This is a genomic window from Bradyrhizobium sp. LeoA1Lang, assembly GCF_055413685.1.
The window spans coordinates 68,543-79,491 of sequence record NZ_JBVAPG010000017.1; the positions used below are offsets into that span (position 1 = coordinate 68,543).

The following is a 10,949-nucleotide window of genomic DNA, read 5'->3' on the forward strand; positions in this document are numbered from 1 at the left end:
GCTGCGGCTGTTCAACGTTGCTTGCCCAACAGCGCGATAGACAGGAGCGTGTCTTGACTGATGCCTGCGCCTGCCCCTTGCAGGATGGCGAGCGCTGGTGACGTGGCCTGGCTGCTGTTGTTCTTCACGTCGTACATCGCAGTAAACCGCTTTAACAGCGCTGCAACTTTCTCCGGATCGGCGAGATCCTTCAGGTTGAGGTGTTTTTCTACGATCTTTGCTTGCTGATCGACGTCCATGCTTCCCATCTCGTCGGGCAGATTGTAGGTGGTTCGAAACACCTGCGCGAGAGCCTGGTCAGCAAGGATATCGTATGCGGACGTGATCTGTGCGGACTTTCGTTCGAAATACAGCGCCAGGCGAACACCCGCATTCGCCTCTCCCTGCTGCGCTTCCAACGTTTGCTGGAGGTAGCTGTTCTGCGTTTCCAGGAGCTGGTCTCGCCGCTGCGGTCCTATTGTCTCTATCCGCGCGACGTTGCCTTCCTTGTCGAAATTGAATGATGCCGCGATCTCGGCAAAGCGGGAGTCGCTGGCGGTGTTTGCGAAGCTCTTGGGATCGTTCAGATCGGAATTGAAGATCTTCTTGAGATAGTCGTTGGTTATCTTCGCGGGATCCAGGCCGTTTGCGACGAGAACGATATCGACCAATTTCCTGTCCGAGAGCAGCTCGGAAACGCTCTCGATGCCTGCGATCGTGGTCTGGTAATACTTGGCGTCCTTCTCAGCCTTTTGTCGAAGGCTGTCCTTCTCCGCGGCGCTTGCAAATCGCGTTTTTGCAACGATGTAGTCCTTGACGATCTGCGTGACTTCAACCGAGTTCTGCGCCAGCAGGGGCGTTGTCAGGTTGCCCTTGCCGTCAAAGTTGAAAGCATGCGCGAGCTGTAGGTATCGGTCGTCTCCGAGGGTATAGGCATAGCTTGTCGGGTCGCTCAGATCGCTGGTGAGCACAGCCTTGATCGTGACCGGCGAGACTTTTTCCGGGTCGAGGCCAGCCGCCTTGAGTGCGAAGTTATAGACGTTCGGCGTCGACATGAACTGTTCAACTGACTTTATCTTAGAAATATTGGCCCTGAACTGCGTGATCGCGAGGGTTTCATTTTCTTCCTCCGCGTCGAGATATTCTGCCCCCTTGGTGAGAACGAACTTGTCGTTGGTGCTGGTCCGGTTCGCGTCGGTCTGAGCGGATGTGCCGGAAGCAAGCGTTCCATCTGCCGAAAACTCGAACGCGCCGGCGAGATCGAAATAGTGGCCGATCGTGGAGAGAGAGTTTTGGTAGCTCGATATGTCTGCCTTGCTTTGCGCCAACCGGTTTGTTTCGGTCGTAATCTTCGCTCTCAAGCCTGTCACATCGGCGCCAGGTTGCGATAGCTGCGCCATGTACTGCGCAATTTTCGAATTGGCATCGGTGGCAACCGCCTGGGCTTGACCGAGGCTGGCATTGATCGCATCCTTCTGGGGACCCAAAACGGTGTTAACATAACTGTTTGGATCGGATGGATCGCTGCTCAAGACCTTCCGTATCGTGTCACGCGACCAGTTGCTGTCATCGATCTCGAACGCCTCAAACACATATGTGCGAAGGCGGTCGTCGTTCAGCAGATCATCGACGTTTTTGACCCTGCCGATCACGATGTTGTAGTAGCGCGTGTCTTCGTCGATTGCGTCAACCCGCCTCTGGACCGCTGCCGTGTACAAGCCGATCATCTCGTCAGTCTGGTTTGACGATTGCGCAACGGGCGTATCCGAGCCTGTGAAGGAAAATGCCGAAGCAAAATCCCGGAAGCGCTTGTCCGTCAGTTTGTTGGCGAAGCTGTTCGCGTCGAGGAGATTGCTCTCCAGCACCTTTTTCATGAAGGCTTTTGCATAGATCATATCCTCCAGCCCATATGCCTTCATCGCATATTGGTAGAGTCGATCGTTCTTCAGAAACTCGTCGACGGTTTTGACCTTGCCTATGTTGTCTTTGTAATAGGCGGCGCTTCGTGTCACGTCGGGCTGCTGCGCAACTCGCGTCAGCGACTGCTGGAGGTTGCGCACGACGGAATTGTAGCTGGCGTACGTCGACACCATCAAGACATCCTTTTTGGAAAGCTCTCTGATATAATGACCATCTTGCTTGCGTGAAGCTGGCAGCGATGCCGGGACAAGGCGGTCGCGCAGTATCGGCGGCTTCCGCGCCTGGGGATCAAGGTGGCGTCCGGCGAAAGCCGTTGGTGTTCCGCCAAGCCATGTTCCGACACAGACGTCACCGAGAGCAGGGCCGTATCAGTGTTGCGCAGGCTGGTCAGTTGCGCTGGGCCGTCCAATAGCCTGCGCAGCGCGCATTGCCGGAATGACCGCTCCAGGTTCCACGACCTGATGGACCGACGAGCCTGCCGGATCCGGAAGCGTATTTCTCGTGCACGGTCACGGAGGCGCGGACGGCGCCGGATCGCGCCACGCGCCCCCTGAAATTCACCAGATTGGGATGAGTGACGATCCCGTTGATGATGTTGACGGAGAAACTGTATGTCGGATCGCAGGGACCGTATTGCGTGACGAACAGGAGACTCCAGGGGCCGTCATAGGCAGACCGCGCGTCGGCATTGGTAACGAGGAGCGAGCCCATGCCGGCGATTGCGAGTGCGAGCAGAAGCCGTTTCATGACATTATCTCCGAAGGTTGCGCTGGTAACAGCGTGAACATCGTAAATTACGGATCATTGGCGATATCATCCGCAGCGATATCCTGACGGGGACAGATGTAGGCTGGCTTCCACAGGCGGTCCCGTAAAATCCCGTTAGGCCACCTCACTATGGCGTTACAGCGGATAGCAGCGGCCTTGCGGGCCGCATTCTGGTGGCGCCATGGCAGAGAGAATGCGCACCCGCTGAGGGCAAGCCGGAGGATGTTGCTCAGTCAGTCTACTGACGAAAAGCCCGGCTCTCGAACGCAAGACAATTGACCTTGGAATGGAGTTGCCGGCCCCCGCGGATGCGGCGGATGCAGGACGACACTGCTATCTTTTCAATTCTGCCGCGAGGACCGTGCGCCCATATACAGATGCATGGTGAACGGTCGCGCCCTGCATCCGCAGTCAGCAATCGATGACGCTGTGAGGATCTCAGGTTCCCGCGTCCGTGGCAGCATCCGTTTAGAGCTTCGAACCATAGGACATAGCATCATGGATTCCATTTCTCGTCGCCAAATGCTGGCAGCGACCGCTGCCGGGAGCCTCCTCACCACCACCGCTATCGCACAGGCTCAATCCGCAGACGCGGTCCCGCAGCCCCAGCGGCCGGGTCGCGGCGGCACCGATCCCGGTCCGCGAGATCTGACGCGGGACCGGCAAAACCCGGATATGCTCGTACCGCCCTCGACCGATCACGGCAGCTTGCCGAACCTGCGCTTCTCGTTTTCCGATGCGCATATGCGGCTGGAGACAGGTGGCTGGACCCGCCAGGTGACCCGGCGCGAACTCGGCGTTGCCACGGCCCTTGCCGGTGTGAACATGCGGCTGAATGCCGGTGGCGTGCGCGAGATGCATTGGCACAAGGCTTCCGAATGGGCCTATATGCTTTACGGCAAAGCCCGCATCACGGCAGTCGATGCCAAAGGGCGTTACTTCATCGATGACGTCAGTACGGGTGACCTCTGGTTCTTCCCTTCCGGAGTTCCGCACTCCATCCAGGGCCTCGGTCCCGACGGTTGCGAGTTTCTCCTCGTCTTCGATGACGGCGATTTCGATGAAGACAACACCTTCATGATCGCCGACTGGCTCAAGCGCACACCGACCGAGGTGCTCGGCAAGAACTTTGGGGTGCCAGCTTCATTGTTCGACCAGACCCCTGAGGAAAGCCAGCGCTACATTTTCCCAGCTCCCTTGCCGGGCCCGCTCTCCTCGGACAACATTCCGGAAGCAACGCCCGTGCCGCAGAGCTTCAGTTCTCGGCTCATGGCCCAGGATCCCATCAAGACCGCGAGTGGGACGGTGCGGATCAGCGATTCCACCGTGTTCCCGATCAACACCACGACGGCCGCGGCACTGGTCGAGGTCAATCCGGGCGGATTGCGCGAGCTGCACTGGCATCCCAACGGGGACGAGTGGCTATATGTCATCGAGGGGCAAGCACGCATGGGCGTGTTTGCAGGTCAGGGCCAGGCGCGCACCTTCGATCTCCGAGCCGGCGATGTCGGTTACGTGCCGGTCGCGATGGGCCACTATCTTGAGAATACAGGCCCTGGCCCGTTGCGATTCCTCGAAACGTTCAAGAGCCCTTACTTTGTCGACTTCTCCCTCGACACGTGGATGGCATTGACGCCGCCGCCATTAGTGGATGCGCATCTTAAGCTCGATCGACAAGTGACGGATAAGCTACGTAAGACCAAGGCGCCGGTCGTGCCGGATTAGCCGCGGGTCGGTAGTCGTCGACACGCAGGTCATTGGAGGCATCGGCACACGGTCGCCCCCGTCGTCCCGCGCTGCCGCCATCTATCGACTGCGCCGACGATAGACGCCGTTCAGGACATGCGATACAGGGATTTCGCATTGTCGCGCAGGCGGAGCGGGAACGGCGGTGCTTCATCTGGTGGAGTAAGGACCTCGATGTAGACGCCGCTGTGTGCACCTGCGGCGTTTCGCAACGCTTGGTCGAGCTCGCCGCAAGTCGTCGCTCGCGCCGTCATCCAGCCGTCGCAACCTAATACCCGCGGCAGCTCGGCATATCGCCAGGATGGGACGTCGTTGTAGGCGATGGCAGGCTCCTTGGCGCGCAGCCGCTCGATAAGATAGCCGCCGTTGTTCAGCACGAAGATCACCGGTTTCAAACCGAGACGGGCAAACTGACTGATTTCCTGCACCGTGAATTGATGAGAACCTTCTCCGGTGATGAGTACCGTGCGTCGGTGTGGGGCGGCGGCAGCGGCACCCAGCGCGGCCGGCGTTGCCCAGCCGATCGATCCCCACAGTCCCTGATTATGGAAGCGCGCTCCCTGCGGCAGCCGCGCAAAAGCCAGTCCCATGGAGGCGGTGCCGGTCTCTGCGACGACGATGTCGTCAGGTCGTATGAACTTGCTCCAGCGCGAATATAGCGCGGCAGCCGTGATAGGATCGTCGCCACCGCCGCTTCCCGCGCCTAGCGAGTCGGCATGGGGCGGGGTGACGACATTGTTGTGCTTGCTCAGGCGCTTCGCAAGGGCGGCGAGCACATCGGCCATCTCGAGGCCGGAATGCGTGCGCCCCTGCAATGTGGTGTGGTGATGACCTATCGAAATAAGCCGCGCCGGATCCAGTTTGGCCGTGAAGGCGCCGGTGTTCAGGTCACTGAACAGCGTGCCGACGGCGAGCACAAGATCGCAGCTCTCGACAAACTGGCGCACGTTCTCGTTCATCAATCGGCCGGCATACATTCCGACATAAGCTGACTGGCTTTCGTCGAGCACGGATTTGTCGAGAAACATGGTGGCGAATGGCAAGCCGGATGCGTCGACAATCGCCTGCATTGTCTGCTGCAGGCCGGTACGCGCCACCAGGAGGCCTGGCAGGATGCACGCCGTCTTGGCCCGATCGATGCTTGACAGGATTGCATTCACAACCTTCTCGAGAAGGACGGGATCGCTTCCAGGAGCAGCAATAGGTTGAGCGCTTCCAAGCACGGGTCGATCGGCGAGATCGGCGGGGAAGGCCATGTAGACGGGGCGGAGGTGATAGAATGCCTCAAACAGAAGGCGTTCGGTCTCATATGCAGCATTCTGCGGCGTGATGACCGAGTGCGCGCAGACCACCGGTTCGCTCATGCGGCGGAACAGATCGAATTCACCGTTGCCCAGCGTATGGTGCAGCACGGAGCGCGCGGCTTGCGCAGAAGTGGGCGGCATTCCGACCAGGTGGAAAACGGGGAGGTGTTCGGCGTAAGCGCCGGCGATGCCGTTCAGCGCGCTGAGCTCGCCCACGCCATAGGTGGTGCAGACCGCGCCGGCGCCCTTGATCCGCGCATAGCCATCAGCGGCATAGGCGGCGTTGAGCTCGTTGCAGCACCCGATCCAACGCAGACCCGGTTCGCTGTACGTCGCATCGTTGAGCGGAAAGGAGAAGTCGCCCGGAACACCAAAGACGTCGGTGATGCCGACATCACGCAGCCGTGAAAGGACATGCTGAATAACGGTTCTGGGCATCACGCGGTCTCGTCAACAGTCGCGACAAAATCGAACGGTGAACTCGACCTGTGAGCGGTCTCGAATACCCATCTCGCGCAGGGTTTGATCATCAAGCGCAGCGAGTGCGCGGACCGCTCGCCTGACTTCACGCTCGTTTTCCCACTGCGTCCACAATGAGGGCGTGCTTGAGAGGGAAGTATTGAAAGAAGACATGTCCACATGAAACTCCACAACCTGCTCGCAGAAGTAAATGTGGTTTTCCTCTGTTACGGCACGATAACCCTGCGCGAAAATCTGGTTACATCGGCAATAATTGACCGTGCCGCGATCACAATTCACTCGGCGTCGAGATTCCGGGGAAACTGCTGCTGGCAATCGAAGGTCGCCGATAAACTAAAAGAGAGAGCTGTGCTTGCGCCTGTGACGGCTGCGTGATCGCCGCAACAACCCGATCATCGAAAAGGTGACAGAATGTTCCTGTGGCATCTCTCCAGTGCTTTCAAATCCGAGGAGACGCAAGCGGCCCCTGCCGTTCTGCCATATAGCGGCCTGGCGTTGTGCCGAGCGCCTTCCTGAACATCGTGACGAAACTGCCCGCGCTCTCATAGCCGAGATCCATGGCCACTTGCTGAATCGTTGCGCCGCTCGCCAGCCATTGCAGCGCGAGTACGATGTTGAGCTGCTGCCGCCAGCGGCCGAATGTCATGCCGGTTTGTCGGGCAATCATGCGCGCCAGTGTTCGCTCGCTAAGCCCGGCGCGCTTGGCCCAGATCTCCATCGTCCCCTGGTCCGAAGGATCGGCCATCATCATGTCGACGATCTTGCGCAGCCGGCGATCCGTTGGCATCGGCAGATGCAACTTGCCCACCGGCGCCACCGCGACTTCGTCGAGCAGGAGGGCCACAAGGTGCGTCTCCATGCCACCCTCGGGATAAGCAATCGGGAAACTGGCAGACCGGACCAGAAGCTCCCGTAGGAGCGGCGTGACCGAGATCGTGCAGCAGTTTGCGGGCAGGTTCGGTGCGACGGCGGGATCGATAAACGCATTATAGCCTTCGATCTCGCCCGCCGCCTTGACGCTGTGCGATACGTCGCCCGGAATCCAGATTGCGCTTTGCGGCGGCACGATCCAAAGGCCGCCTTCCAGCTCGCAGGTCAGAACGCCGCGCAATGACAGCAGGAGCTGCGCCTTCCGGTGACTGTGAAAATCGAGCTCAACGCCGGTCGTGACCGTCGTGATGCCGTAGGTGATCACGGCGCGCGCCACCTCATCCGGGTCGACGAAGCCAGTTCGGTCGCTCAGATCGGTAAGGATTGGCATTCCAATCGATTCCAATTTCCGTGGAAGTGCATTGGCAGGAATTCAGAATATAATGTCAGAATTGGCTGATGTTGCCAATCGCGCGAAGGTCTATCCGTCCTAAGCCGTCATTCGCGCAAGCGCTGAACTCTTGGTGGATTTTGGATGAGCAAACAGATCGCCTCTGTCGCCGAACTTGAAGCGATCATCGGCAAGACGCCCCTGCCGATGACGCTCAAGGTGATTGACCATCTTGATGAAGGTGCGTTGCACTGGATCCGGCTTTCGCCGTTCAGCTTTACCGCCTTCGGTGACGCTTCGGGCATCGCGGTGACAATGGCGGGCGGAAAGTGCGGCTTCGCATCGGCCAGCGCGCACGAACTGCGGCTACCCACCGCGTTGCTCGATGATGCGGCACTCGCCCGGCCTGGTGTCGGGTTCGCCTCCCTGTTTCCGCTTCCAGGCATCACCGAGACGTTGCGAGTCAACGGAAGGGTAGCCGAGGTTCGGCACGACGAAATCTGTGTCGCGGTGGAGGAATGCTACGGTCATTGCGGCAAGGCGCTGATCCGCTCGGATTTCTGGACGGCTGCGCCGATCGCCGCGGCGCCATCGGATCTCTCGGCCTTCATCGCCGATTGCCGTTTCCTTGCGCTGGCCACCACGGACGCTCAAGGCCGCGCCGACCTCAGCCCGAAGGGCGATCCTGCCGGCATGATGGCGCATCTTGACGGCTCGCGGCTCTGGTTTGCCGATCGTCCGGGAAACCGTCGCGTCGATAGTTTTCGCAACATCATCGCTCAGCCCCGCGTCGCCGCCGCGCTGCTCATCCCTGGTTCGAGCCATATCGTGAGGTTGTCGGGGACAGCTCACATGACCGACGACGAAGCGATGCGCGCGCAATTCCGGGTGCAGGACAAGACGCCGGCGCTCGCCATAGGGATCGACGATCTCAGCGTCACGATGTCCGAAAGCCCCGCCCTCGTTCGAACGCATCTCTGGCCAATGTCCGGCCGCCCCGCCATCGACCCCGCGAAAGTCTTCACCGAGCACATCAAGCTCAACAAGGCCAATGGATTGGGAGCCCGGCTTACGAGCGCTGCGTTGTCTGTTCCCGGTGCGACGGGCCTTCTGAAGAAGGGTCTGGAGCACGAATACAAAAATAATCTCTACTAGAGCGTTTTCGAGCGAAGTGGACACCGGTTCGCGTGAAGAAAACGCGTCAAAACAAGAATCTAGAGCGTCGGTTCTGATTCAATCTAGAGCATGATCCGTTCAAAGCGATTGCGAGGACAGGTCCACCTCTTAGGACGACCGGCTCCCGCGCACAGCTTCGGTGCCATGCTCAACGGACGGCGGAATTGCAAACGCGAACATCGATAGTTGTACGTCAGGGGAGAATACGAACGGTGTAGTGCCTATCTTGTTGGCGCCAAGACGGGCGTAGAAATCGACAGAACTTGGGCTCGAGTTAATCAGGATCACATTTCCTGCCATCTTTCTCGAAAGCTCTACTGCGGTAGCAAAAAGTCGTGTGCCAACGCCCCTTCGCGAATAGGCTGGATCGACAAAAATACTATCCAGGAGAGTTAGGCCTCCGATTCCCGTCGGTCTTACAGCCACATAGCCGTGCGAAACGCCGGCTTCGCTCTCGGCCACAAAGACCAGTCCAGCGGCAATAAGCGAAAGGTTGACCTTGAGTGCGGGCATGAAGCGGACGATCGCATCATCGTCGTACCCGTCATTCCTGGTCGCGCGAACTGCGATCTGCGTAAGCTCCTCGGCTTCGTCAACACGTGCAGGCCTAACTGGATTATTTGTCATGATTGGTCCCTACTCCAACATCACCCAAATAGCCGCCGCGGAATGAATTTCAAGGAGTGCAGGGGATGCAGCCAATTGCCGGTCCACGCAGCAAGGCCGCTGAGCGGGTAGTTTTCAGCTCTGGGTTCAGGAGCCGACTTCGATCGAAGCCGCCGACGCGTTCATTCGGGACCAGCAGGCGACATCCGGAAGGGCGCGGCAAATCTGGCGATGTCGGCTCGTGTCACCGCCGTGACCACGAACTATTTCGTCACTATCCGCCGGGTTGGCGTCACGGTGCTGGTCGGCGCCGTTGGCGAGATCGAGAACGTCAGCCACGTATTCCAGCCGGCCGGGCGATTCTCCGCGGCAAATTCGCCATATCCCTTTAGGTTCAAATACCCCTGCATGTCGCCAACAGGAAAAAGAAAGCCGATCTGAGGGCCGACTCCCAATACCCGGGACCGGAAGCCTCCCAGGACGGGGTGCGCGCCGAAATCATCGGTGATCTGCTGATAACCATACCCGACCAAACCAACGAAAAGCTGCTTGGATAGAAACTGAGAGGCACCCCAATCCACGTGGAAGTCGATACCGTTCTGGTACTGCGTATCCTGATTCTTGAAATTGTAGGTGAAGCCCGCGACAGCAGAAAATTCATGCCCCGTCTGCGGATTGAAGTAGGTATAGCCGCCGCCGGCATCAACGGCGGCATGGCCGATGCCGAGATTGGCGAGGCGGGTCGGACTGTACGCCCCAACGGGAATATCTCCCGTCACATAGGCCATGAAATTGTGCACCCCGGCGTTCCACTTGAGAGTTGCCTGCGGGTAAAGATCGCCGACCGATGTGATTGAATCGGCAATACTGCCTGTGCGAGTCATCGCCAGCGGGCCGACTGCTGCCGTCAGCGTTCCGTCAAGATTTGCGCTGGAACGCCCGAACAGACCGATTACGCCGATGGCAAGTTGTCCGCCCAGCACTGGCGTTGCAAACGTGTAGGTGGGATTAAGTAGCACGAGATCGGCCTGCGCATTCAGACGAAGGTTCAGGTCGACGTTCACCGTAGCGGGGATCCTGCCGACCTGGATTTCCCGCGCGGCCGCCGTACGGCCAAAAGCGCTTACGCTGGTGTGATAGTAGACCTCGCCCATCGACCAGCCGGGGACCTGAGGGGTTGCTGCAAGGCTGCCGAAGCGGCCGGGAAGCCAATATGAAACTCCACCTTCGTCGGCGTGGACGGTTGCAGACGGAATGGATGTCATCGCCATTGCCATGGCGATGACTGAGTTTCTGAATCGGAAACGGATCCCGGGCCTTGTCTTGTCGCGCCTGTTGGGCTGTCCCTTTTTTCGAAGATCAAGAAGCCACATATCACACCCCCGCCCTTTATGCGTATCGCGCAACGATCTTTGCTGCCCGCGTGATTTTTTTTGGCGGTACAACTGAAATGGACCCCGATTGTGGGACCACGTGCTTAGTTGGAAGGGGCTGCTCCGTTTGATAGACGGAGCGCATGATGACGACAAAGACGAGACGCAAGATCGACGCGGCACTGAAGGCAAAGATCGCGCTGGAAGCGGTGCGGGAGCAGGCGACGGTGGCCGATCTGGCCCAGCGCTATGAGGTTCACCCGAACCAGATCTATGCCTGGAAGAAGCAACTGCTGGACCAGGCGGCCCGGGCCTTTGACGCGGGTGTCGGGCGGG

Annotated in this window: 9 protein-coding genes; 3 read left to right on the plus strand and 6 right to left on the minus strand. The window is 59.1% G+C overall.

Annotated elements, in window-relative coordinates; all coding sequences use genetic code 11:
- Positions 1–11 precede the first annotated feature (11 nt).
- Positions 12–2,072, minus strand: coding sequence for a DUF1217 domain-containing protein (locus ACZYOF_RS09020; protein WP_463715517.1), 2,061 nt, complete (start codon positions 2,070–2,072; stop codon positions 12–14).
- Positions 2,073–2,286: 214 nt separating this feature from the next.
- Positions 2,287–2,646, minus strand: coding sequence for a hypothetical protein (locus tag ACZYOF_RS09025; protein WP_245475660.1), 360 nt, complete (start codon positions 2,644–2,646; stop codon positions 2,287–2,289).
- Positions 2,647–3,165: 519 nt separating this feature from the next.
- On the opposite strand from ACZYOF_RS09025, the gene ACZYOF_RS09030 reads away from it, so the two are divergent.
- Entirely contained in the window at positions 3,166–4,392 is a 1,227-nt protein-coding gene (locus ACZYOF_RS09030; RefSeq protein WP_394565327.1) for a cupin domain-containing protein, read from the plus strand.
- Positions 4,393–4,502: 110 nt separating this feature from the next.
- On the opposite strand, the gene ACZYOF_RS09035 is transcribed toward ACZYOF_RS09030, so the two are convergent.
- Both ACZYOF_RS09035 and ACZYOF_RS09040 read right to left on the minus strand, forming a co-directional pair.
- Positions 4,503–6,155 carry an alpha-keto acid decarboxylase family protein gene (locus tag ACZYOF_RS09035; protein ID WP_463715518.1) on the minus strand — a complete coding sequence of 551 codons (1,653 nt, stop codon included), beginning with the start codon at positions 6,153–6,155 and terminating at the stop codon, positions 4,503–4,505.
- 481 nt (positions 6,156–6,636) lie between these two features.
- Positions 6,637–7,458, minus strand: a complete 822-nt coding sequence (locus ACZYOF_RS09040; RefSeq protein ID WP_394565288.1) for an AraC family transcriptional regulator — start codon at positions 7,456–7,458, stop codon at positions 6,637–6,639.
- A 144-nt stretch (positions 7,459–7,602) separates the two neighbouring features.
- Here ACZYOF_RS09040 and ACZYOF_RS09045 point away from each other — a divergent pair, with 144 nt between their 5' ends.
- On the plus strand, positions 7,603–8,613 hold the full coding sequence (locus tag ACZYOF_RS09045; protein ID WP_463715519.1) for a pyridoxamine 5'-phosphate oxidase family protein: 1,011 nt from the start codon (positions 7,603–7,605) through the stop codon (positions 8,611–8,613).
- Positions 8,614–8,742: 129 nt separating this feature from the next.
- Here the strand turns inward: ACZYOF_RS09045 and ACZYOF_RS09050 are convergent, their stop codons facing one another.
- A complete protein-coding gene (locus tag ACZYOF_RS09050) occupies positions 8,743–9,261 on the minus strand; it encodes a GNAT family N-acetyltransferase (protein ID WP_463715520.1) in 519 nt (172 codons plus the stop codon).
- A gap of 242 nt (positions 9,262–9,503) precedes the next feature.
- Positions 9,504–10,517, minus strand: a complete 1,014-nt coding sequence (locus tag ACZYOF_RS09055; protein WP_463715526.1) for a SphA family protein — start codon at positions 10,515–10,517, stop codon at positions 9,504–9,506.
- 242 nt (positions 10,518–10,759) lie between these two features.
- Here ACZYOF_RS09055 and ACZYOF_RS09060 point away from each other — a divergent pair.
- The coding region (locus ACZYOF_RS09060) for a transposase (RefSeq protein ID WP_463715521.1) at positions 10,760–10,949 on the plus strand (190 nt) is incomplete at its 3' end.

What these genes read in the sequence shown, in the direction of transcription:
- ACZYOF_RS09050 (WP_463715520.1), bottom strand. Translation starts at nt 9,261, where the DNA reads ATGACAAATAATCCAGTTAGGCCTGCACGTGTTGACGAAGCCGAGGAG.
- ACZYOF_RS09030 (WP_394565327.1), top strand. Translation starts at nt 3,166, where the DNA reads ATGGATTCCATTTCTCGTCGCCAAATGCTGGCAGCGACCGCTGCCGGG.
- ACZYOF_RS09040 (WP_394565288.1), bottom strand. Translation starts at nt 7,458, where the DNA reads ATGCCAATCCTTACCGATCTGAGCGACCGAACTGGCTTCGTCGACCCG.
- ACZYOF_RS09035 (WP_463715518.1), bottom strand. Translation starts at nt 6,155, where the DNA reads ATGCCCAGAACCGTTATTCAGCATGTCCTTTCACGGCTGCGTGATGTC.
- ACZYOF_RS09020 (WP_463715517.1), bottom strand. Translation starts at nt 2,072, where the DNA reads ATGGTGTCGACGTACGCCAGCTACAATTCCGTCGTGCGCAACCTCCAG.
- ACZYOF_RS09055 (WP_463715526.1), bottom strand. Translation starts at nt 10,517, where the DNA reads ATGGCAATGGCGATGACATCCATTCCGTCTGCAACCGTCCACGCCGAC.
- ACZYOF_RS09045 (WP_463715519.1), top strand. Translation starts at nt 7,603, where the DNA reads ATGAGCAAACAGATCGCCTCTGTCGCCGAACTTGAAGCGATCATCGGC.
- ACZYOF_RS09025 (WP_245475660.1), bottom strand. Translation starts at nt 2,646, where the DNA reads ATGAAACGGCTTCTGCTCGCACTCGCAATCGCCGGCATGGGCTCGCTC.